19 protein-coding genes are annotated in these 22,711 nt (G+C 71.5%); 8 read left to right on the top strand and 11 right to left on the bottom strand.

Annotated elements, in window-relative coordinates:
* The first annotated feature begins 9 nt into the window (after positions 1 to 9).
* Positions 10 to 1,767: a stealth family protein gene (locus ACZ6NZ_RS12795; protein WP_465858354.1), complete on the top strand. Its 1,758-nt coding sequence runs from the start codon at positions 10 to 12 to the stop codon at positions 1,765 to 1,767.
* Positions 1,768 to 1,845: 78 nt separating this feature from the next.
* On the opposite strand, the gene ACZ6NZ_RS12790 is transcribed toward ACZ6NZ_RS12795, so the two are convergent.
* The 9 genes from ACZ6NZ_RS12790 to ACZ6NZ_RS12750 form a co-directional block, all read right to left on the bottom strand.
* Positions 1,846 to 2,493, bottom strand: a complete 648-nt coding sequence (locus tag ACZ6NZ_RS12790) for a hypothetical protein (RefSeq protein ID WP_366607228.1) — start codon at positions 2,491 to 2,493, stop codon at positions 1,846 to 1,848.
* 206 nt (positions 2,494 to 2,699) lie between these two features.
* The gene (locus ACZ6NZ_RS12785) at positions 2,700 to 3,482 is read right to left on the bottom strand and encodes an anti-sigma factor family protein (RefSeq protein ID WP_366607230.1); all 783 of its coding nucleotides are present in this window, start codon (positions 3,480 to 3,482) and stop codon (positions 2,700 to 2,702) included.
* Positions 3,479 to 4,171 (bottom strand): sigma-70 family RNA polymerase sigma factor, encoded by a 693-nt coding sequence (locus tag ACZ6NZ_RS12780; RefSeq protein ID WP_030488630.1) that lies wholly within the window; start codon positions 4,169 to 4,171, stop codon positions 3,479 to 3,481. Before ACZ6NZ_RS12780 ends, ACZ6NZ_RS12785 begins: the two co-directional genes overlap by 4 nt.
* Positions 4,172 to 4,296: 125 nt before the next feature.
* Entirely contained in the window at positions 4,297 to 5,154 is an 858-nt protein-coding gene (locus ACZ6NZ_RS12775) for a spermidine synthase (RefSeq protein ID WP_465858353.1), read from the bottom strand.
* Positions 5,155 to 5,172: 18 nt separating this feature from the next.
* Positions 5,173 to 6,132: a hypothetical protein gene (locus ACZ6NZ_RS12770; protein WP_366607234.1), complete on the bottom strand. Its 960-nt coding sequence runs from the start codon at positions 6,130 to 6,132 to the stop codon at positions 5,173 to 5,175.
* A gap of 37 nt (positions 6,133 to 6,169) precedes the next feature.
* Positions 6,170 to 8,644 (bottom strand): AAA family ATPase, encoded by a 2,475-nt coding sequence (locus ACZ6NZ_RS12765; protein ID WP_465858352.1) that lies wholly within the window; start codon positions 8,642 to 8,644, stop codon positions 6,170 to 6,172.
* Positions 8,644 to 9,792, bottom strand: coding sequence for an exonuclease SbcCD subunit D (locus ACZ6NZ_RS12760; protein WP_366607238.1), 1,149 nt, complete (start codon positions 9,790 to 9,792; stop codon positions 8,644 to 8,646). The genes ACZ6NZ_RS12765 and ACZ6NZ_RS12760 overlap by 1 nt, the downstream gene beginning before the upstream one ends.
* An 18-nt stretch (positions 9,793 to 9,810) precedes the next feature.
* Positions 9,811 to 11,562, bottom strand: coding sequence for an ATP-binding protein (locus tag ACZ6NZ_RS12755; protein WP_366607240.1), 1,752 nt, complete (start codon positions 11,560 to 11,562; stop codon positions 9,811 to 9,813).
* 148 nt (positions 11,563 to 11,710) lie between these two features.
* The gene (locus ACZ6NZ_RS12750; protein WP_465858351.1) at positions 11,711 to 12,457 is read right to left on the bottom strand and encodes a pyrimidine reductase family protein; all 747 of its coding nucleotides are present in this window, start codon (positions 12,455 to 12,457) and stop codon (positions 11,711 to 11,713) included.
* 150 nt (positions 12,458 to 12,607) lie between these two features.
* Between ACZ6NZ_RS12750 and ACZ6NZ_RS12745 the strand changes: the two genes are divergently transcribed.
* The 6 genes from ACZ6NZ_RS12745 (at position 12,608) to ACZ6NZ_RS12720 (ending at position 19,265) form a co-directional block, all read left to right on the top strand.
* On the top strand, positions 12,608 to 13,171 hold the full coding sequence (locus tag ACZ6NZ_RS12745; RefSeq protein WP_465858350.1) for a plasmid pRiA4b ORF-3 family protein: 564 nt from the start codon (positions 12,608 to 12,610) through the stop codon (positions 13,169 to 13,171).
* 326 nt (positions 13,172 to 13,497) lie between these two features.
* Positions 13,498 to 14,784 carry an ABC transporter substrate-binding protein gene (locus ACZ6NZ_RS12740; protein WP_465858349.1) on the top strand — a complete coding sequence of 429 codons (1,287 nt, stop codon included), beginning with the start codon at positions 13,498 to 13,500 and terminating at the stop codon, positions 14,782 to 14,784.
* A 109-nt stretch (positions 14,785 to 14,893) separates the two neighbouring features.
* Positions 14,894 to 15,865, top strand: coding sequence for a carbohydrate ABC transporter permease (locus ACZ6NZ_RS12735; RefSeq protein WP_465858348.1), 972 nt, complete (start codon positions 14,894 to 14,896; stop codon positions 15,863 to 15,865).
* A 10-nt stretch (positions 15,866 to 15,875) separates the two neighbouring features.
* Positions 15,876 to 16,718: a carbohydrate ABC transporter permease gene (locus tag ACZ6NZ_RS12730; protein ID WP_465858347.1), complete on the top strand. Its 843-nt coding sequence runs from the start codon at positions 15,876 to 15,878 to the stop codon at positions 16,716 to 16,718.
* A complete protein-coding gene (locus tag ACZ6NZ_RS12725; protein WP_465858346.1) occupies positions 16,715 to 18,136 on the top strand; it encodes a GH1 family beta-glucosidase in 1,422 nt (473 codons plus the stop codon). Before ACZ6NZ_RS12730 ends, ACZ6NZ_RS12725 begins: the two co-directional genes overlap by 4 nt.
* 82 nt (positions 18,137 to 18,218) lie before the next feature.
* Positions 18,219 to 19,265 (top strand): LacI family DNA-binding transcriptional regulator, encoded by a 1,047-nt coding sequence (locus tag ACZ6NZ_RS12720; protein ID WP_366607257.1) that lies wholly within the window; start codon positions 18,219 to 18,221, stop codon positions 19,263 to 19,265.
* A gap of 247 nt (positions 19,266 to 19,512) precedes the next feature.
* Here the strand turns inward: ACZ6NZ_RS12720 and ACZ6NZ_RS12715 are convergent, their stop codons facing one another.
* Positions 19,513 to 20,724, bottom strand: coding sequence for an acyl-CoA dehydrogenase family protein (locus tag ACZ6NZ_RS12715; RefSeq protein ID WP_366607259.1), 1,212 nt, complete (start codon positions 20,722 to 20,724; stop codon positions 19,513 to 19,515).
* Positions 20,724 to 21,803: a phosphotransferase family protein gene (locus ACZ6NZ_RS12710; protein ID WP_465858345.1), complete on the bottom strand. Its 1,080-nt coding sequence runs from the start codon at positions 21,801 to 21,803 to the stop codon at positions 20,724 to 20,726. The genes ACZ6NZ_RS12715 and ACZ6NZ_RS12710 overlap by 1 nt, the downstream gene beginning before the upstream one ends.
* Positions 21,804 to 21,953: 150 nt before the next feature.
* Here ACZ6NZ_RS12710 and ACZ6NZ_RS12705 point away from each other — a divergent pair, with 150 nt between their 5' ends.
* A complete protein-coding gene (locus ACZ6NZ_RS12705) occupies positions 21,954 to 22,655 on the top strand; it encodes an ACT domain-containing protein (RefSeq protein WP_366607263.1) in 702 nt (233 codons plus the stop codon).
* The last annotated feature ends 56 nt before the right edge of the window (positions 22,656 to 22,711 follow it).

Below are 22,711 nucleotides of genomic sequence, written 5' to 3'. Positions count from 1 at the left end.
AAACGAGCGGTGACCGAGTCGAAGCCCACGCCGGGGGAACCGCCCCGGGCGCTGGCCGAGCCCACCGGTTTCGTGGAGGTGTACCGCCGCGTGCTGAGCCCGCAGACCCGGCGGGCCATCGCGACGAAGGTGAGCCCCCGGGCCCGGCACCAGCTCAAGCAGTGGGTCGCCCGGGCCGCGCGGGACGGGCAGCTCTCCGAGCGCCGGGGCGAGCGGCTGGCCCGCCGCCAGCCGGAGTTGCTGGCCGGCGCGGACCGGGTGGTCGTCACCGCCGACCGGGGACCCCGGGTGGCCCGGATCGGGGCCGTCACCCCGCTGATGGCACGGCTGGACAACCTCACCGCGGTGACGGCGGCGCTCGACGAGGCCGGCGTACCCCACTTCCGGGTACGCGGCGAAACCCACCGCTCGTCGGTGGTCGCCGTCGACGCCGCGCACCGCACGCGGGCGTACGCCGCACTGGCCGCCGCCTGCGGTCGGGTCCCCGGCTACGTCGGTGTGCCGGACGGCACCGGTCAGCCGGCGGCCGGCTTCGAACCGAAGACCTGGGACCGGCTCGCCGACGCCGCGGTGTTGCGGCTGACCTGGTACTGGACCGACCCCCAGCGGCGGCTGGTGTTGGGGCAGGCGTACGGGTGCGACGTGGAGTTCTGGACCCGGGAGGCGGACAGCCTCGTCGCCCCGCGGCCCAACGCCGTCGCCGAACAGGTGACCGTGGCGGCGCCGCTGGTCCTCGTACCGGAATCGCGGTTCACCGGCCTGGCGCCCGCCGCCGCACCCGCGACCGCCTGGACCCGCCCCGAGTTCGCCGCACCGCGCCCCGACGACGTGCCGTTCCCGGTCGACGTGGTCTACACCTGGGTCGACGGTGCCGACCCGGCCTGGCTACGCCGACGGGCAGAGGTGGCCGGGGTGCCGTACCACGCGGAGGCGGCGAGCGCGGCCCGCTTCCTCAGCCGTGACGAGTTGCGCTATTCGCTGCGCTCGCTGCACCTGTTCGCGCCGTGGGTGCGCCACGTCTACGTGGTGACCGACGACCAGGTGCCGGCCTGGCTGGATCCGTCCGCCAGCGGGTTGCGGGTGGTCAGCCATCGGGAGATCTTCACCGACCCGACGGTGCTGCCGACGTACAACTCGCACGCCATCGAGAGTCAGCTGCACCACATCGACGGGCTCTCCGAGCACTTTCTGTACTTCAACGACGACGTCTTCCTCGGCACCGAGGTGCTGCCCCAGGACTTCTTCCTGGCCAACGGCATCTCCCGGTTCTTTCCGTCGCCGGCGCTGGTGCCGCCGGGTCCACCCGCCGCCGGGGACATCCCGTCGTCGGCGGCCGGGAAGAACAACCGGGCGTTGATCGCGGAGCGGTTCGGCACCGTGCTGACCCAGAAGATGAAGCACATGCCGCACGCGCTGCGGCGCAGCGTGCTCCAGGAGATCGAGCAGACGTTCCCGCAGCAGTACCGGCGGACCGCGGCGAGTCAGTTCCGCAGCATGGACGACCTGTCGGTCGCCTCGTCGCTGCACCACTACTACGCGTTCCACACCGGTCGCGCGGCACCGGGGAACCTGCGGTACACCATCGCCGAGCTGTCCCACCCGGACACGCCCGCCCGGTTGGCGCACCTGCTGGCCCGTCGGGACCGGCAGGTGTTCTGCCTGAACGACGCGTTCTCCGTCGAGGAGGACCTCGAGGCGCAGTTGGCGCTGCTCATTCCGTTCCTGGAGACGTATTTCCCGGTGCCGAGCCCGTGGGAACGGGCCTGACCCACCCCGGACACGACGGTGGCCGGTCGCGCCCTCCCCGGCGACGACCGACCACCGTGCCCTCGTGGGCGACCAGGCTCAGTACGAGTAGCCCGAGCCGCCAGCGTCGTTCGAGTCGCTGTCCGCCGGCGGTGCGACCGCCTTCGGCGTGCCCTTGGGCAGGCAGCTCAGGTTCTTCTTGCCGTCCGGCTGGACCACGAACCAGGTGCCACCGACAGCCTGGCCCTTCCACTGGCCGGGCTTCTTGTCACCGATGTAGCGGTAGACCGGCCAGCCGCCGACGGTGAGCTGACGGGTGCCGTCCTGCCGGGTCACGCTGCTGACCTTGTCGTCCGAGACGCCGGTGAGCTCCGGGTTGCCGTCGGTCAGTGCCGGGGGCCACACCTCGGCGCACTTGTCGACGCAGTTCGACGACGGCGGGTCGGCGGTGTCCTTGTCGAAGCGGTACAGGATCCAGCCGTCCTGGTCGGTGACCACCTTGCCCATCCGGGCGACGCTCTTACCGATCAACTTCTCGGTCAGGTCGACGTCCGCGGGCGGGGCGTCGGCGGCGGGCGCCTCCGCGGAAGGCGAGGCCTCAGGTTCAACCGTCGCGGTGGGCTCGGCCGCGGCGACGGCGACCGGCTCAGCCGCGCTCGAGTTCGCCCCGTCGTAACCCGCGGGAGCGCAGGCCGTTAGTGCGACCATCGCGCTCGCGACGATGACGGTCCGCTTCATCTGTGCCACGTGCCCTCCTCATTCTTGACAGTTCACCCATAGGTACGGCGGATGGGCTGTCAAGGTTGAAGTAGTAACAGTGGTCAATTTCACTTAAATCAATTGAACCGTTTCCGGCTGCCATGCGTACGCACCCGCGAGGGGACCCTCCGCGCGCAACGACAGATCGGCGCCGGTCATTGTGACAATGACCGGCGCCGATGCGGTAGGCGCACTTACATGGGTACGGTGACCAGCGGACTCGCCACGCCGTTGGCATCCACCGACTGCACCTGGAGCTGCTTGATGTCCTTCGGCAGGGCCGACGTCGAGGCGCTCAGCTCGAGACCCTGCGGCCGGGTGTTGGTGCCGTAGCCACCATCCGGCACCGACCAGGTCGAAATGACCTCGGTGGTGGCGTTCTTGCGTACGACCACCAGTCGGCAGATGCGCGGGCCGGGCAGCTTCCGCAGGCTGAAATTGACCCGGGTGCCGTAGTCCTTGGTCACCAGGAACATGGTGGTCTGCACACCGGTGGTCGGGTCGGTCGCCTCGACCTGGTCGCCCTCCACCTCGGTGCCGCCCACACCCGGGCCGCTCGGCGCGGCCGTCGGCACGCTCGTCGGAGGGTCGTTGGGCGCGCTCGGCGTCGACTCGGCCAGCACCCCCGGCGGTTGGTCGTTGCCGGTCACGCTGACGAAGCCGTACCCGGTCAGACCGCCGAAGACCACCACCGCGGCGGCCGTCGCGAGCAGGTGACGAAACCGGCTACGCCGCCGGTCGGCCCGGACCGCGCCGAGCGTGCGGTCCAGCAGGGCCGGGTCGGTCGCCGTCTGCTCCAGCGCCATCATCGTCTCGCCGTCGATGTCGGAGAGCAGCCCGACGACCGGCACCATCGTCTCCAACTCGGCGGCGCACGCCCAGCAGGTGGCGAGATGTTCCTCGAACCGCTCAGTGTCCTGCTCGTCGAGCACACCGAGCGCGTACGCCGCGACGTCCATGTGGTCCGGCCGGCTCATTCTGTCACCCCCCGCTCCTGCAGAGCCGTGCGCAGCGCGCGCAGCGCGTAGTAGACCCTCGACTTGGCGGTGCCCAACGGCAGGCCCAACTCCTCGGCCGCCTCCGGCACCGTCCGCCCCCGGAAGTACGTCGAGATCAGAATCTCCCGGTGCGACTGACTGAGCGTACGCAGCGCGTCCGCCACCGTCATGGTGCGCAGTACCCGGTCGGTGCTGTCCGCCTCGGCGAACGCGGTGAGGTCCCGGTCGTACGTCTCCGGCGGCCGGGCCTCCTGACTGCGGTGCTCGTCGATGGCGATGCGGCGGGCCACGGTGACCAACCACGGGCGCAACGAGCCCTGCCCCTGCGTGCCCAGCCGGTGCGCGTTGCGCCAGGCCCGCAGCAGCGTCTCCTGGACGATGTCCTCCGCGCGCTGCCGGTCCCCCCCGGTGAGGCGCATGACGAACATCAGCAACGGGCCGGCGTGTTCGGCGTAGAGCTGACGGATCAACTGGTCGGAGTGGCTGGCCTCGGTTGTCGTCGCCTGATGGCGTCCGGGCGCCGGTCGCGGCGTCACCGGACCATTCTGGCGAGTCGACGCCCGTGCGTCGACCCCTCGGGCAGACGAGGTCGACCGTGACGAGGGTCGCGCCGACAACCAGTCAGCGCGTACCGCGTCGCCATGCCAACCGGCCGCCACCGCGTGCATGCAGACCTCCGGGATGTCCGTGACCAACGCCGGCCCACGAGGTGGGCCGCCCGGTGGTACGCAGCGCCGGCCCCAGCGGATCAACAGACGACGAAAAAACTTCCCCGCCCCGGTGGGGTGGACGGTCAGCGGCGTACCGAGAACAGCCCCGGCGGTGGCGGATCGGAGCCGGTGGCGTCCGCGTCCCGAACCACCTGCGCGCCACCGACGAAGCGGTCCAGGTCGTCGCCGGCCACCACCCGGCCGGGAAACCAGTCACCGGCGGCGCGTCTGGTCAGCTCCGGCACCGGCGGTGTGGACCGCCCGGCGACCAGCACCAGATTGCCGTACCGGCGCCCGCGCAGCACCGCCGCGTCCCCGACCAGACAGGCCTGCGGCAGCACCGAACGCGCCGTGGCGACCTGCCCACGGGCGTGCCGCAGCGGCGGACCGTCGGCCAGGTTCGCCAGGTACCACCCGGTGGGGCGGAGCACCCGGGCCACCTCGGTGGCGTACTCCACCGACGTGAGGTGGGCCGGCGTACGCGCACCGGCGAACACGTCGGCGACCACCACGTCGTAGCTGGCCTCCCGGGTGGACGCGAGCACCGCCCGGGCGTCCTGGACCCGGACCCGCAACCGGGCGTCCGACGGCCACGGCAACGCCCGACGGACCAACTCGACCAGCGCACCGTCCACCTCGGACACCCGCTGGGTGGACCCGGGTCGGGTGGCGGAGACATACCGGGGCAGGGTCAGCGCGCCGCCACCAAGGTGCAACACCCGCAGCGGCTCACCGGCCGGTGCGATCAGATCCACCGCGGCAGCCAACCGCCGCACGTACTCGAACTCGAGATGGGTGGGATCGGTCAGGTCGACGTGCGACTGCGGCGCGCCGTCCAGCAGCAGCGTCCACGAGCCGGCCCGGTCCGGAGCCGGCACCAGCTCCGCCAGCCCGGTGTCCACCTGCTCGACCACCCGGTCAGCCGCCCGTTTACGCCCCATCGGAACCAGTGTCCGCGCTCATCGGGCGGCGCGGGCCGCGGCGGTCAACGCACGGTGCAGCAACCGGGAATCGCCGAGCAGGGCCCGCAGCCGGCGCTCCAGGCCGGCGATCGGGATCAGGTTCTGCGGGGCCCGCGGATCCTTGTACGGGGTGGAGGCGAAGCGCGGCAGGGTCACCAGCGACAGGTCGGCCAGCTCGATCGCCGCCTCGACGGGCAGGTCGGCGGAGCACTCCACCCGAACGATGCCCGCCCACGGCGCGCCGATCGCCACCGGCAGCCGCAAATACCACGACCAACCGCCCCAGGCGGTGCCGAGCCGGAACACCGGGGAACGCTCACCCGATGCCATCCCCGTCACCACAGCGGTCAGCCGGGCGTCCAGGTACTGACTGTGCTGCGTCTTGATGTAGCCCAGGGTGCGCGGCAACTGCCGACGAGCGCGCAGCGGGCCGTCCACCACCAACAGATCGCCGTCGACCCGGGCGGCGTCGGACACCGCCACCTCCAACGCGGTCAGCGGACCCTGCACGGCGGCCGGCAACTTCGCCAGCTCACCGGTGCCACCCACCCGGTGCACCGGGTAACGGATCGCGCCCGCCACCACGTCCTGCGCCGACGGGCTCGCGGTGAACAGGCCCCGGCCAACCCGGGTGCCCGCCAACTGCGCCGCACCCCGCCCCAGGTCACACCGGACCACCCCGGCCGCGTACGAGGCGGCCAACCCGGGGAACGACAACCCGTCGGTCTCCGCCGTCCAGATGCTGGCGTCGATGCGCCGAACCCCGTCGACGAGCAACACCACGTCCGGTGCCCGCACCCCGGGGCGTACCCCGATCGCCCGCCAGTCCACAGCCGGCAACTCCACGTCCGCGTCGACCTGGGCGCTGCTCGGCGCGGCCGGGCCGGCGGCGGACGCCTCGAACGACGCCCCGTAGGCCGGATCCCACGAATCCACGAAGAATGCGGCGTCGCTCACCGGGCCGGCCCACCGTCAGCGACCGCGCTCCTCGCGCTCACCGGCCGGTCCGTTCGATACGCGACGAGCGCGCGTCCTTACGCACCTCGAACCGGACCGGGATCCGCTCGGCCAGCGCCGGCACGTGGGTCACCACACCGACCATCCGATCGCCCCGGGCCGCCAGGTTCTCCAGGGTCGCCGCCACCGTGTCCAGGGTGGCGGCGTCGAGCGTGCCGAAACCCTCGTCCAGGACGATCGACTCCAGGCTCGCCGCCGTGGTCGACATGCCGGCCAACTGCTCGGAGAGCGCCAACGCCAACGCCAGCGACGCCTGGAACGTCTCACCACCGGAGAGGGTGCGCACGCCCCGGCGCAACCCCGCGTCGTGGTGGTCGACCACCACGAACTCGCCCTTGTCGTGCACCAGTTCGTACTGACCGGAGGAGAGCTCCCGCAGGATCCCCGACGCGCCGTCGACGAGCAGGTCCAACGCCTCGGCCAGCAACCACCGCTCGAAGTTGTTGGCCCGCAGGTGCCCGGCGAGCGCGCGCGCCACCTGCGCCTCCCGCTCGTGGCCCGCCCGCTGCTCGCGCAACGTACCGGCCTGCTCGCGACGCTCGTGCAGCCGCCGCCGGTCGGCGTCGGCCCGCTCCACCGCCACCGTCGCCGCGTGCACCGGGTCGTCCCCGACCGGCACGTCGGCGGCGGCGAAGATGCCGGCGATGCCCCGCTGCACCCCGTCGGCCACCGACTCGGCCTCCGCGACGGCGTCGGCCCGACCGGCCCGCTCGGCGCGGCGCAGGTCCGCCTCGGTGGTCGCCCACCCGGTCAGCGCCGCCCACGCGGCAGCCACGTCGTCCCGGTCGGTCGCCGGTGGGCCGAACCGGGCCAACCCGTCACGGGCGGTGTCGAAGGCCCGCCACGCCGCCCGTAGCCGCTCCTCGGCGGCGTCCACCCCGGCCCGGGCCTGCCGGGCGGCCTCGCGGCCGGCCCGGACCGCTGTCGCCGCCTCCTCCAGCGCGCGCCGCAAGCGGGCGTGCTCGGCCAGCTCCCGGCGCAGGACGGCCGGCTCGGCCGCGCCGGAGAGCTGCCCGTCCAGCTCGGCCAGCCGGGCCTCCATCTGCTCCTGGCGGGCTCGCGCCTGCACCAGCAGCCGCTCCAGCTCCCGCGCCGCCGCGTCCCGCTCCTGCACCGTCGCCTGTGCGGCCTTGGAAGCGGCCCGCGCCGCCTTGCCCGCCGCCGTCGCGGCGGCCACCGCCGAATCGGCCGGCACCGCCGGCACCTCGGCCACCGGCTGCTCACACACCGGGCACGCCGCACCGGCGTGCAGGTGCACCCGCAGGCTCACCGCCAGGTCGGTGGCCTTCGCCTCCTCGTGCGCCCGGAAGGCCGCCTCCAGCTCGGCGTCGGCCCGCTCGGCGACCACCCGTGCGGCGGCCAGCGCCGCCACCGCGGCGGCGTGCTCGTCGTGCGCCGCGCGCACCGTCGCCCGGACCGTGTCGGCCTCGCCGGACAGCCGATCCCGATCGTCGTACGCCCGCAGTTGCAGTCGCAGCGCGCTCTCGTCACCGGCGGCGGCCAGCTCACCGCGCAGCTTGTCCTCCCGCTCCTCGGCCAGCGACACCCCGGTCGCCGCCGCCTCGGCGTCGGCCCGCGCCGAGGCGACCGCGCGAGCGACAGCGGTCACCCCACCCGGCGCGCGCACCCCGGTCAGCACTGTCAGCTCGTCGTCCAGCGCGGTCAACGCCGCCGCGGCCTCCCGTGCGGTGACCCGCGCCGCCGCCAGCTCCGGCACCGCCTCGGCCACCGCCGCCGCCAGCTCGGCCATCCGCTCGACCCGGGCGTCGGCCTCGGCCAACGCCTCGTCGTCCACGCCGGTCAACCCGACGAGCACCTGGTCGACCGCCTCCAGCCGGGCCTCCGCCTGCGCGGCGCGCGCCGTCGCCTTCTTCTGCACGTCCTCGTAGACGCCGAGGCCCAGCAGGTTGACCAGGATCTGTTGCCGGGTCGCCGGCTTGGCGTGCAGGAAGTCGGCGAACTGCCCCTGTGGCAGCACCACACAGCTGGTGAACTGCTCGTACGGCAGCCCGACCGCCTCCAGCACCGCCTGCTCCATCTCGGCGGGGGTGCCGGCCACCACCTCGCCGAGGTCGTCCGGGCTCAGACCGGTGTCCAGTTTGGTCACGTCGAAACCGGCCGGCATCAGCTGCAACCCGGCGTTCGCGGTCTTCACGTTGCCCCGGCCGTCCCGGCGGACCACCCGGGTCGCGACGTAACGGGCGCCGCCGGACTCGAAGACCAACCGCACCCGCGCCTCGGCCGCCGACGGCGCGAGCGCGTTCGCCAACCCCCGGGCGCCACCCCAGCGGGGCACCATGCCGTAGAGGACGAAGCAGATCGCGTCCAGCACCGTCGACTTGCCCGAACCGGTGGGGCCGATCAGCGCGAAGAAGTCGGCGTCGGTGAAGTCGACAGTGGTCTCGTCCCGGAAGACCGTGAAGCCGGCCATGTCCAATCGCATCGGACGCATCAGTGCTCGACCTCCTCGAAAAGCTCGTCGAAGAGCTCCCGGACACCCTCGTCGGCGTGGCCGCGGCTGTCCAGGTAGTCGGCGAACAACTCCCGAGGCGAACGCCCCGACCGCTGCGCGATGCGCGCGCCGCTGCCCGGCGCGGCCAACAGCTCCGGGTCGATCCGGATCTCCAGGGCCCGGGGGAGCAGCTCCTGGATCTCCTCGCGCAGGCCGGCGCGGGGCTGCTCCCGCACGTACACCCGCAGCCACGCGTCCGGTGCCTCGATCTCGGCGAGCTGGGCCAGGGTGCCGCGCACCGTCCGCAGCGCGCTCGCCGCCGTCACCGGCACCTCCCGCACCCGGGCGGCCGTGCTGGCCGTCACCTCGACCATCGTCACCGAGGGGACGTTTTCCTGCTCACCGAAGTCGACAGCGAGCGGGCTGCCGCTGTACCGCACCGGGCAGGGGCCGGCTACCCGTTGTGCCCGGTGCAGGTGACCCAACGCCACGTAGTGCGCGGTGGCCGGAAAGACCGTGGCCGGAACGGCGTAGCCCAACACGGTGTGCGCGTCGCGCTCGCCACCACCGGCGGCCGCGCCGGTCACCGTCACATGCGCGGTGACCAGGTGCACCCGGTCCGGCTCGGTGAAACCCTCGGTCAGTCGCCCCAGCACCCGGCCCAGGTGGTCGGCGTACGTCTGGTTGGTCTCCGCGGCGGTCAGCTCGTACATCTCCAACGCGCGCACCGCGTACCGCTGGGACAGGAACGGCAACGCGGCCAGCCGCCACCGCTCGCCGCCGGCGGTGGTGCCGTCGATGACGTGCTCGTCCGGGTTTTCCCGCACCCCGCCGCGCAGCGTGATGCCGGCGGCGTCGGCCCACGGACGCAACGCGTCCAGCGCCGGGCCGTTGTCGTGGTTGCCGCCGATCGCCACCACGTCCGCGCCGGTACGACGCAACGCCGTCAACGCCCTGGTGACCAGGCGGGTCGCCTCTGAGCTTGGCGCGGCGGTGTCGTAGAGGTCACCCGCGACGATCACCAGATCCGGTTGTTCCGCGCGGGCGATCTCGATCACCCCGGCCAGCACGGCCTTGTGCTCGTCGGCCCGGGACTGCCCCTTGAGCACCTTTCCCACGTGCCAGTCGGAGGTGTGCAGGATCTTCATGGCTGTGCCGGCCCCTACCTAGAACGGGATGTCGTCGTCGGTGCCGCCGCCGGAGCCCACCACGGCGAACGGGTCGGCGGACTGGGTGATCGAGCGCAGCGTGTCCGATGGTGCCCGGCCCGCCTCGGAGACCCGGGTGGCCCAGGCCGGAAACGGAAACTCCAGGCAGAGCGGCACCGGGATGTCCGGTTGGTTGACGAACATGGTGCCCGGCTTGGCCAGCAACGCCCGCTGGCGCTGCGCGGGCGGCAGGAACCCGTACTCCGGGCGGGACGCCTCGGCCGGGTCGAGCCGGCCGACCACCCGGATCGCCGAGTTGGTGACGATCCGCCGCTCCACCTCGCTGGCCGTCTGCTGCGCGCCGATCAGGATCACCCCGAGCGAGCGGCCCCGCTCGGCGATGTCCAGCAGGACCTCCTTGATCGGCGAGGAACCCTCCCGGGGGGCGTACTTGTTGAGCTCGTCGAGGACGACGAACAGCAGCGGCTTGGCGGTGCCGGACTTCTCCTTGCGCTCGAACTCGCTCTTGAGCGTCACACCGACCACGAACCGCTGCGCGCGGTCCGGAAGGTTGTGCAGGTCGACCACTGTGACCTGGGCCGACTCGCTCGTGTTGATGGAGTGGGGGCGGCGGGTGGCGAGGTCGCCACGGATCAGCCGGGCCAGGTCCTTCTTGCTGCCGATCAACCGCCGGGCGAACGCGTTGACGGTGCCCAGCCCCACGGCGCTGCCCGCCCAGTCGGAGCGGGTCTCGTCGTCGTTGAGCTGGTCGACGATGTGGTCGACCAGATCGCCGTAGGAGCCGAGCCGCACCCCGTCGATGCTCACTCCGCCGTCGGCGGGCTGGGCGTAGCGGGCCAGGTGCGCGGCCACCGAGTGGACCACCATCGTGTACTGCTGGCGCTCGTCGTCGGCGTCGGCGAAGACGTACGGCAGCAGGCGGTCGGTGCAGAACTCGCTCAACGTCCAGTAGAACGAGTCGACGCCGGTGAGCCGGCTGCTCACATCCGGCGTGCCGGCCGAGTCACCGACCCGGGGCGGGGCGTACACCCGCACGTCGGGGAAGGCGCCAGCGCTCAACCCGAGCTTCGCGTACGCGGCGCGGGTGGGCTCGTCGAGGCGGGTGTTCGGGTGGTCCAGGAAGAGCAGATCCTCGCCCTTGACGTTGAAGATCAGTGCCTTGGCGTTGACCGCGTCGCCGCCCAGCACGCCGGAGCGGAACACCGAGTAAAGCAGGAAGGTGGCGAAGCTGGTCTTGGTGGCCACCCCGGAGATGCCGGAGATCGAGACGTGCGCACCCCGGCTGCCGTCGAGGAAGTCGGCGTTGAGGTAGACCGGGACCCCGTCCCGACCCATCCCCATCGGGATGCGCCGCTCCATCCGGTCGAAGTGCAGCGCGCGGGCCCGGGCGTCACCCTCGGCCCGGTGCACCACAGCGCCCGGGGTCGGCGGCACGTACAGCTCCGGATCGACCCGGGTGGTGGTCACCTCGGCCGCCTCCTGCACCTGCGCGGGCAGCGTGCCGTCGGCAATGGCGAACACGTCGGACTCGAACTGGGCGCCCTCGTGCCGAGCGCGGACCTGGGTGACCACACCGGCGATCGTCACCGGCTCCCGGTCCGGCAGCTCGCGCCGGGTGACCACCACGTCGTCGAGCTGGAGGTAACTGCCCGGGGCGACGGCCGTCCAGAACTGCAACGGGGTGGCGTCGGCGGTGCCCAGCACGCGGCCGACCACCCCGCCCGGGCTGTCGAGCTCGGCGTCGGTCATCGGGCGGCTCGGGTCGGTCGGGCATCACGGTCGGCGCGCATGCAGTGCATCCTGCCCGAGGAGTACGACAGGTCGCCACGCGACGCGGCGGACGACACCATGCGCCGTCACACTCACAACGGTGGGTGTGTGCCCCGGCGACGGCGGGTTACCGGCGGGCGTGACGGAGCATCAGAACGCCGTCGTCGGCGGCGAGCACGTGGCGAAGTGGCAGGTGCCGGGGCGGTGCGGTGTCGCCGGCGGTGATCCGGCCGGGGCCGGGCCCGGCCAGCAGCGGCGAGACGGTGAGGCACAGCTCGTCCACCAGGTCGGCTGCGGTGAGCGCGCCGAACAGGTGCGGGCCGCCCTCGCAGAGCAGTTGGGTGAGCCCGCGGCGGTGCAGCTCGACGAGACCGGCGGCCAGGTCGACCCGCCCGGCGCCGCAGCGCAGCAGGTCGGCGACGTCGGTCAGGCCGGGCGGGGGCTCGGCGTCGGCGTGGGTGAGCACCAGCGGGCGGGTCGGCGCGTCGGCGAAGGCGGCCTGCGCCGGGTCCAGGTCGAGGGAGTTGGAGACGACCACCAGCGTCGGGTATTCCGCCAGCCCGTTGGCCAGACGCCAGGCTCGGCGGCGCTCGTTGAGCCGGACCGCCCGGTACTCCTCGTGGCGCAGGGTGCCGGCGGCCACCACCAGCGCGTCGCAGACCATCCGCAGCAGACCGAACACCCGCTTGTCCGGCTCGCCGGAGAGCCCGGCCGAGTAGCCGTCCACGGTGACCGCGCCGTCCAGGCTGGCCACGAAGTTCACCCGCAGTCGGGGCTCGTCGGCGCGGCCGTACAGGACGGTCAACGCGGCGTCGTCGAGCGGCTGCGTCGACGGCTCGGGCCAGAGCCGTCGGATCGGAATTCCGACGGTCATTCGTCGGCCGGACCGGTGACCGGAGGGGTGGGTTCGGCGGTACGGTGCTGGCAGTCGCACCAGTTCCGGCCCGGGCAGTCGTCGTGTCGCCGGGCCCGGCACGCTCGGCAGATCATGCTCGCAGCCTAAGCCGCGGGAGGACAGGACAGCATGGCGCGTCAGATCTTCCAGCTGAAGATGTCCCTCGCCGGGACCCGCCCGCCGGTGTGGCGTCGGGTGCTCGTGCCGGCCGGCTACACGCTGGATCGGCTGCACCGGGTGGTGCAGCACGCGATGGGTTGGCGGGACTGCCGCCTGCACTCGTTCGAGATCGACGCGGTGCAGTACGGCGAGCCGGACGCGGACGGGGAGTTGGCGTTGCACGACGAGCTGGACGTGCGGCTCGACGCGGTGCTCGGCAAGGGCAGCCGGTTCTCCTACACGTACGACTTCGGCGACTGGTGGGAGCACGACCTGGTCGTGGAGGACGCGTTGACCGCCGACCCCGACGAGCGGTACCCGGTCTGCCTGGCCGGGGAACGGGCCTGCCCGCCGGAGGGTGTCGGCGGGTCGTTGGGCTACCAGGCGCTCCTGGAAGCCGTGGACGACGAGAGCGACGCGGTCGACCTCGTCAGTTCCCGCCACGCGATGCTGCGCGACTGGGCGGGGCCGACCTTCGACCCGTCCCGGTTCGACGCCACCCGCGCGACCACCCTCCTGCGCCACTTCTGCTGATCCGCCGCCCGCCCGCCACCCCGCCGCGCCCGAGCGAGCGTTGTCGATCAAGAAGTCCGCGTCGGGGGGACTCCGTTTCCTGGCCCAAAGTTCCTGGTCACCGTATTGGTGCAGGCGGTGTGGGTGGGGTCGGTGCGGTGAAAGTGGTGAGCGGTAACGATCTGGGAACGCTCCCAACGTCCTATTGACACTCCCGTTACCCGCCGGCAATCTCATGGGAGCGCTCCCGGAGGTGGCATGGGTCACTGATGCATCCCCGGCCTGGCGCGATGAGACACCCCCCACCACAACCACCCAGCCTCACCACCGGAAAGAGGGGTCAGCGCATGAGTGTCACCACGCGGCGTACCCGCCTGGCGGCCGCTGCCCTGGCCGCGATCACCGCAATCGGCGGTCTCGCGGCCTGCGGCAACGACGACGACAAGCCGGCGGCCGGCGAGAAGCCGGCCAAGCTGGTCGTCGACACCTTCAGCGAGTTCGGCTACGACGAGCTCGTCAAGCAGTACGAGAAGGACACCGGCATCAAGGTCGAGCTGCGCAAGACCGCCCAGCTCAGCGAGTACCGGCCGAAGCTGGTCCGCTACCTGGCCACCGGCAAGGGCGCGGCGGACGTCACCGCCCTGGAAGAGGGCATCCTCAACGAGTTCAAGACCAACCCGCGTAACTGGGTTGACCTCAACCCGCTGATCGCCGACCACTCGAAGGAATACCTGCCCTGGAAGTGGGAGCTGGGCAAGTCGCAGGACGGCCGGCTGGTCGGCCTGCCGACCGACGTCGGCAGCCTCGCTGTCTGCTACCGCAAGGACCTGTTCCAGACGGCCGGCCTGCCCACCGAGCGCGACCAGGTGTCGGCGCTCTGGTCGGACTGGAACGGCTTCCACGAGACCGGTCGGAAGTACAAGCAGGCCACCGGCAAGGCGTTCGTCGACTCGATCACCGCCGTCTCCAACGGTGTCATGTTCCAGGGCAACGGTGATCTGTTCTACGACAAGGAGAACAACATCATCGCGGACACCAGCCCCGCGGTGAAGAACGCCTGGGACACCGCCACCTCGATGGTGGACATCTCCGCCAAGACGTCCACCTGGTCGCCGGAGTGGTCGGGTGGCTTCAAGCAGGGCACCTTCGCGGTCACCTTCTGCCCGTCCTGGATGCTCGGCATCGTCTCGGACAACTCCGGTCCGGCGAACAAGGGCAAGTGGGACGTCGCGGCCGTGCCGGGTGGCGGCGGCAACTGGGGCGGCTCCTGGCTCGCGGTTCCGGAGCAGAGCAAGTACCCGAAGGAGGCGGCGAAGCTCGCCGAGTACCTCACCAACGCCAAGAGCCAGGTGGAGGCCTTCAAGCTCAAGGGCCCGCTGCCCACCAACCTGGAAGCGCTGAAGAACGAGACGTTCCTCAGCTACACCAACGAGTACTTCAGCAACGCGCCGACCGGCAAGATCTTCGGTGAGAGCGTCGCCAAGATCCAGCCGACCCACCTGGGCCCGAAGCACCAGGCGGTGAAGGAGAACGCGTTCGAGCCGGCACTGCGGGCGTTCGAGAACGGGCAGGCCGACAAGGCGAAGGCCTGGGAGCAGTTCACGAAGGACGCCAAGACTCAGGGTGCCTTCTGAGTGATTCCCTGCCGGTGGCGTTCGGGATTTCCCGGACGCCACCGGCCGGTCCCCTCCGCGTAGCGCCCTGCGCGAGGGCCCCCGGGCCTCGCCGGAAAAGGAATTTCGCATGAGCCTGTCGGCCACGACGGCACCGCCGTCGCCAGCAGCACCGCCTTCCCCCGACGTCTCTTCCCGACGTAGCCGGGGCAGGTTACTCAACCGTCTCGACGTCAAGTACTCGCCGTACCTCTACATCGCGCCGTTCTTCGTGATCTTCGGCGTGTTCGGGTTGTACCCGATGCTGCGTACCGCCTGGATGTCGCTGCACGACTGGGACATGATCGGCGACCACTCGTTCATCGGCTTCGACAACTACACCCGGCTGGTGTCCGACGAGTACTTCTGGAACGCGCTGGTCAACACGTTCGGCATCTTCGCCCTGTCGACCATTCCGCAGTTGCTGCTCGCCCTCTTCCTGGCGAACCTGCTCAACCGGACCTTCCTGCGTGCCAAGACCTTCTTCCGGATGGCCATCTTCGTGCCGAACGTGGTGTCGGTGGCGGCGGTCGCGATCGTGTTCGGGATGCTGTTCCAGCGGGAGTTCGGCCTGTTCAACTGGCTGCTCAGCCTCGTCGGTGTCGACGCGGTCGACTGGGACTCGCAGCGGTGGAGTTCCTGGTTCGCCATCTCCACGATGGTCAACTGGCGCTGGACCGGATACAACACCCTGATCCTGCTCGCCGGCATGCAGGCGATCCCGAAGGACCTCTACGAGGCCGCGGAGATCGACGGCGCCGGCCCGTGGCGGCAGTTCTGGCAGATCACCCTGCCCATGCTCAAGCCCACCTTCATCTTCGTGGTCATCCTGTCCACGATCGGCGGCATGCAGCTCTTCACCGAGCCGCTGCTCTTCGGCAACGGCAACATCCTCGGCGGCGACCAGCGGGAGTTCCAGACGCTGGCCATGTACATGTACGAGATGGGCATCGAGAACCTGAGCACCGCCGGCTACGGAGCCGCGGTCGCCTGGGCGATCTTCATGATCATCGTCGCGGTGTCGCTGTTCAACTTCCTACTCGTCCGCCGCTCGGCGAAGTGAGGAGAGATCGATGATCTCGGCTTCCCAGCGCCTGTGGCGCACCAGCCCACTGACCTACGTGGCGCTCGTCCTGGCGGCGCTGCTGTCGATCTACCCGTTCTACTACATGGTCGTGATCGGCACCCGCAGTCTGGACAACATCAACGACGTGCCGCCACCGGTAACCCCCGGCGGAGCGTTCGGTGACAACTTCCAGCGGGTCCTCGACAACGACGCCGCCAACTTCTTCACCGGCATGATCAACTCGATCATCGTCTCCTCGGTGGTCACCATCTCGGTGGTGCTCACCGGTTCGCTGGCCGGGTTCGCCTTCGCCAAGCTGCGGTTCCGCGGCAGCAACGCCCTCCTGCTGGCGATCATCATCACCATGATGATCCCGACCCAGATGGGGCTCCTCCCGCTCTGGGGCATGATGCAGGACCTCGGGTGGTACGACACGCTCTACGCGGTGACCGTGCCGTTCCTGGTCAGCGCCTTCGGCGTGTTCATGATGCGGCAGTACGCCAGCCAGGCGATCTCCGACGAGCTGATCGAGGCCGGTCGCGTCGACGGGGCCAGCACGTTCCGGATCTACTGGAGCATCGTGCTTCCCGCGCTGCGTCCCGCCGCCGGCGTCCTCGGTCTGCTGACCTTCATGGAGACCTGGAATTCGTTCCTCTGGCCGTACGCCATCCTCACCCCGGAGAACCCGACCCTGCAGGTCTCGCTCTCCTTCCTCTCGTACGCCTACTACACGGACTACTCCCAGGTGTTCGCCGCCACGGCGATCGGCACCATCCCCCTGGTAATCGTCTTTCTCGTGTTCGGCCGCCAGATCATCGGCGGGATCATGGAAGGTGCCGTCAAGTCGTGAGCAACCCCGCCAGCCCACCCGCCGTCGACGTCCTCGACGAGCGCCCCGGGCTGACCTTTCCACCCGGATTCCTCTGGGGGGCCGCGACGGCGGCGTACCAGATCGAGGGGGCGGCGGCCGTCGACGGCCGTACCCCGTCGATCTGGGACACCTTCAGCCACACCGACGGTCGGGTCGTCGCCGGGCACACCGGCGACGTGGCGTGCGACCACTACCACCGGCTCGGCGACGACATCGCGCTGATGGCCGAGCTGGGCCTGAAGTCGTACCGTTTCTCGGTCTCCTGGTCCCGGGTGCAGCCCGGCGGCACCGGCGCGGCCAACCCGCAGGGCCTGGACTTCTACCAGCGACTCGTCGACGAGCTGCTGGCCAACGGCATCGAGCCGTGGCTCACCCTCTACCACTGGGATCTGCCGCAGCCGCTCGAAGACGCCGGTGGTTGGCCGGCCCGGGACACCGCGGCCCGCTTCGCCGACTACACGAGCCTGATGGCCGACGCGCTCGGTGACCGGGTGCGCTACTGGACCACGCTGAACGAGCCGTGGTGCTCGGCGTTTCTCGGCTACGGCTCCGGCGTGCACGCCCCCGGTCGCACCGACGGAGCGGACGCGGTGCGCGCCGGCCACCACCTGATGCTCGGTCACGGCCTGGCCGTGCAGGCGCTGCGGGCCGCCCGGCCGGGCGCCGAGGTGGGCGTGACCGTCAACCTCTACCCGGTCGACCCGGCCAGCGACAGCCCCGCCGACGTGGACGCCGCCCGGCGTATCGACGGGTTGGCCAACCGGTTCTTCCTGGACCCGCTGCTGCGGGGGTCGTACCCGGAGGACCTGGTGGCCGACCTCAGCACGGTGACCGACTTCGAGCACGTGCACGACGGCGACCTGGCGACCATCTCCACGCCGCTGGACCTGGTCGGGGTCAACTACTACAGCCGGCACGTGGTCGCCGCGCCGGTGGAGGGCGCGGAGGCCGACCCGGCCCCCTCGTGCTGGCCGGGCAGCGAGGACGTCCGCTTCGTCACCCGTGGCGTTCCGGTCACGGACATGGGCTGGGAGATCGACGCCCCGGGTCTGACCGAGACGTTGCGCCGGGTGCACGACTACACCGAGCTGCCCCTGTACGTCACCGAGAACGGCTCCGCGTTCGTCGACTCGGTGGTCGACGGGGAGGTCGACGACGTCGATCGGCTGGCCTACTTCGACGCCCACCTGCGCGCCGCCCACGAGGCGATCGACGCCGGAGTGCCTCTGCGGGGATACTTTGCCTGGTCGCTGATGGATAATTTCGAATGGGCCTGGGGTTACACCAAGCGGTTCGGCATGATCCACGTCGACTATGACAGTCAGGTCCGCACCCCCAAGTCCAGCGCCAAGTGGTACGCCTCGGTGATCCGGCGCAACGGTCTGGCCGCACAATAGGCTCGGGCCAGCCATCAGGACGGCCCCGGCGTCCACCTCCCGCAGGTGGCGCCGGGTCCGCCCGCCGTCGGAGGAGCACACGATGACAACGCAGCGCACCCGGTCGCTCGGGCGCCCGACCCTCGACGCGGTCGCGGCGCGTGCCGGCGTCGGTCGGGGCACGGTCTCCCGCGTGGTCAACGGCTCACCCCAGGTCAGCCCGGAGGCCCGGGCCGCGGTCCAACAGGCCATCGCAGAGCTGGGGTACGTGCCGAACCGGGCCGCCCGTGCGCTCGTCACCCAGCGGACCGACTCCGTCGCGCTGGTGGTGTCCGAGTCCGGCGAGCGGGTCTTCACCGAGCCGTTCTTCGCCTCGATCGTGCGGGGGATCAGCTCGGGGCTGCTGGAGACGCCGATGCAGCTCTGGCTGGCCATGGCCCAGTCGCCGGTGGAACGGGAGCGCGTCGAGCACCACCTCACCAACCAGCACGTCGACGGCGTACTGCTGCTGTCGTTGCACGACTCCGATCCGCTGCCGACGCTGCTGGAGGAGCGCGGCCTGCCGGCCGTGCTCGGCGGTCGGCCCGCCCGGATGCTGCAACCCGGCGCCCAGCCGGCCTGGTTTGTCGACGTGGACAACGTTGGCGGGGCCCGGCAGGCGGTGGAGTACCTGGCCAGACAGGGCCGGCGACGCGTCGCCACCATCGCCGGTCCGCAGGACATGGGTGCCGGGCTGGCCCGCCTGGCCGGCTACACCGATGCGGTCAAGGCCACCGGCGCCAGCGTCAACCCCGACCTGATCGCGTACGGCGACTTCAGCGAGGGCAGCGGCGCGGCCGGGATGCGGCGACTGCTGGATGTCTGCCCGGACCTGGACGCGGTCTTCGTCGCCTCCGACCTCATGGCGTTCGGCGCGATGCGTACCCTGCGTGAGGCCGGCCGGCGGGTGCCCGAGGACGTCGCGGTGATCGGCTTCGACGACGCGACCATCGCCCGCCAGGCTGAGCCGCCGTTGACCACTGTCTTCCAGCCGGTGGAGGAGATGGGCCGGCAGATGGCCCGCCTGCTGGTGGCCCGGATCCGTGGCGAGGAGCTACCCGCCTCCCACATCCTCCTGGACACCCAACTGATCCACCGAGCCTCCGCCTAACCCCCACATCCTCACCCTCACCCCCACCCGCCCAGCGTGTCGATCATGGGGTTGGCCTGGACATTTCCGGCATTCCAGCTCGTCAACCTCATGATCGCGAAGGCTGGCGGGGAAGATCGCACTCGATCCTGGATGTAGTGGCCTCCGGGCGAGCGCACACCACTACATCCAGGATCGAGCGCGATCTTGGTGCGGGTGGCGGGGCGGGGCGTGGAGGGGGCGGGGCGGGGCGCGGGGGTGGGCGCGGTTACGGGGCCCAGCGGCGCAGTTCGCGCTTGGCCAGGGAGTTGCGGTGCACCTCGTCGGGCCCGTCGGCCAGGCGCAGGGTGCGGGTCTGCGCCCAGAGGGCGGCCAGTGGCGTGTCCTGACTGACACCGGCGCCACCGTGGGCCTGAATGGCCTTGTCGATCACCCACTCCGCCATCGCCGGCGTGCCGATCTTGATGGCCTGGATCTCGGTGTGCGCGCCCTTGTTGCCGACGGTGTCCATCAGCCAGGCCGTCTTGAGCACCAGCAGCCGAGCCTGCTCGATGCGGACCCGGGACTCGGCGATCCACTCCCGGACCACGCCCTGCTCGGCCAGCGGTCGGCCGAACGCGATCCGCTCCAGCGCCCGCCTGCAGAGCAGCTCCAACGCGCGCTCAGCCATTCCGATCAGTCGCATGCAGTGGTGGATCCGGCCCGGCCCCAGCCGGGCCTGGGCGATGGCGAAGCCGGTGCCCTCGGCGCCGATCAGGTTCTCCGCTGGCACCCGGACGTCGGTGAAGTCGATCTCGGCGTGGCCGCCGTGCGTACCGTCGGTGTAGCCGAAGACGGTCATGCCCCGGCGCACTGTCACCCCTGGGGTGTCCCGGGGGACCAGCACCATGCTCTGCTGGCGGTGCCGGTCGGCGGTGGGGTCGGTCTTGCCCATCACGATGAAGATCTCGCAGCGCGGGTCCATCGCCCCGGACGACCACCACTTCCGTCCGTTGATCACGTACTCGTCGCCGTCGCGGGTGATCCGGGTGGCGATGTTGGTGGCGTCGGAGGAGGCGACGTCCGGCTCGGTCATGCAGAAGGCCGAGCGGATCTCGCCCTCCAGCAGCGGCATCAGCCAGCGTTGTTGCTGCGCCTGCGAACCGAACTCGGCCAACAACTCCATGTTGCCGGTGTCCGGTGCCGCGCAGTTGACCGCCTCCGGCGCGAGGTGCGGGCTGCGCCCGGTCAGCTCGGCCAGAGGGGCGTACTGGAGGTTGGTCAGGCCGGCGCCGTAACGCGGGTCGGGCAGGAAGAGGTTCCACAGGCCGCGCTTGCGGGCCTCCGCCTTCAGTTCGGCCAACACCGGGGTACGCGACCACGGGTCCCCGGTGGCCACCTGTTCCGCGTGCACGGCCTCGGCCGGGTAGACGTGCTCGGTCAGGAACCGGGTCAGCTCGGCGCGCAGCTCTTCGGTCCGGCTGTCGTATGAGAAGTCCATCACCGCTCCCTGGCGGCGGTCAGCCCGTGCGCGACCAGCGGTGCCACCATCTCGCCGATCCGGTCGAAGCCCTCGCCGAGCGTCTGCCCGAGCGTGTGGCGGTAGTGGATGCCCTCACAGATGACCGCGAGCTTGAAACAGCCGAGCGCCACGTGCCAGTACAGCGGCCCGACGTCGACATCGCTGCGGCCGGCGTACCTGTCGATCAGCTCGCTGCCGGTGGGGAAGCCGGCGCGCGGGCCGAGCCCGTCGGCGACGGGGTTGCCCGCGGCGGTGTCGCTGCCACCGAGCACGTCCCAGTAGGTCAGCAGCAGCCCCAGGTCGGCGAGGGGGTCGCCGAGGGTGGCCATCTCCCAGTCGAGCACCGCGTGGACGGCGACCGGGTCGGCCGAGGCGAGGAGGTTGTCCAGCCGGTAGTCGCCGTGCACGATCCGGCCGGCGTTCGCGCCCTCCGGTGCGGTCGCCGCCAGCAGGTCACGCAGCTCGTCGATGCCGGGCAGCGGCCTGCTGCGGGAACGGTCGAGCTGCCCGCCCCAGCGGCGGACCTGCCGGGCGAGGTAGCCCTCGGGGCGGCCGAAGTCAGCCAACCCGACGCTGGACGGGTCGACGTTGTGCAGCGCGGCCAGCGTGTCCATCATCGCCATGGCGAGGCCGCGGCGGCGCTCGTCGCCCAGCGGGTCGGTCTGCGCGCGGGTGCGGAACACCTCGCCGGGCATCCGCTCCATGAGGTAGAACGGCGCGCCGACGACCTCGGGGTCGGTGCAGAGCAGCAACGCGCCCGGTACCGGCACCTCGGTCGGCGCCAACGCCGAGATGACCCGGAACTCCCGTGCCATGTCGTGCGCGGTCGCCAGCACGTGGCCCAGCGGGGGGCGGCGCAGCACCACCTCGCGGTCTCCGAGGCGCAGCAGGTAGGTGAGGTTGGACTTGCCGCCCGCGATCAGGTGGGCTCGTAGCGGCCCGGCGGCCAGCTCGGGTCGGTGCTCCGCCAGGTAGTCGGCGAGACGGTCGAGGGCCAGCCCCGCCGGGGAGACGGGAACGGCCTCCGGCCGTGACGCATCGGCGGCCGGATCACTCATCGGACTAGTTGATGGCAGCCCGCTCACGTTGTCAAGGTCAGAATTTCCGCTCGGGACATGCCCCTGCAACAGGGACGAAATGGTCAACTACCAGGCTGTTGTCAGCCTGCCGGCCGCTTCTTCGCCGGCCCGCCGAGCGGAGGGACAGACATGTTGCTGCGAGTTCGGGTCACCCTGCCGGACCGTCCGGGCACCCTCGGTCAGGTCGCCCGCACCCTGGGCGTCTCCGGGGCGGACATCGTCCAGGTGGTGGTGCTCGAACGGCTCGGCGGGCGCGCGGTGGACGACTTCACTGTCGTCTGGCCGGGTGCGGCGCGGGTGGAGCGGCTGCTGGCCGGCCTCGCGGCGATACCGGGCGTGCGGGTGGACGGTGTGTGGCGGGCGATCGGCGCGCCCACCACCACCGGCCAGGACGCGGAGCTGCTGGCCCAGGTCGCGGCCAACCCGGCCGACGGGTTGGCCACCCTGGTCGACGCGGTGCCGGGGCTGCTGGCCGCCGACTGGGCGGTGGCCGCCGTGGTGCCGGTCGACTGGGCCTCGCGCAGCGGCGGCGGCGGGGCGACCGTGGGGTACGCGAGCTGGCGTGCTCCCGTACCCCCGCGGTTGCCGGAGGTGACCCCGCTGCGCGGCCGGTCGATGACCACGCCCGACGGGACCCACCACGCGATCGCGCCGTTCGGCCGGGCGGGCCTGGTGCTGGTGGTGGCCCGTGAGCGCAGCGAGACCCTCTCCGCCGCGGCGTTCCACGGCACCGAGGTGGATCGGCTCACCCAGCTCGTCCGCGCCTGTGCGGTGATCCTCGGTGACCGACTCGATCTCGTCGGTGCGCCGCCGGTGGTCGCCGGTCCCTGAGCGGCCCGAGGAGTTCCCGGGCCGACACCGCCGGGCAACCGGGCGGCAACAGGCGG

This window comes from Micromonospora sp. NPDC047756, from assembly GCF_055587245.1.
The sequence above is the reverse complement of the archived record's forward strand: the minus strand, read 5'-3'. Positions and strand labels throughout refer to the sequence as shown.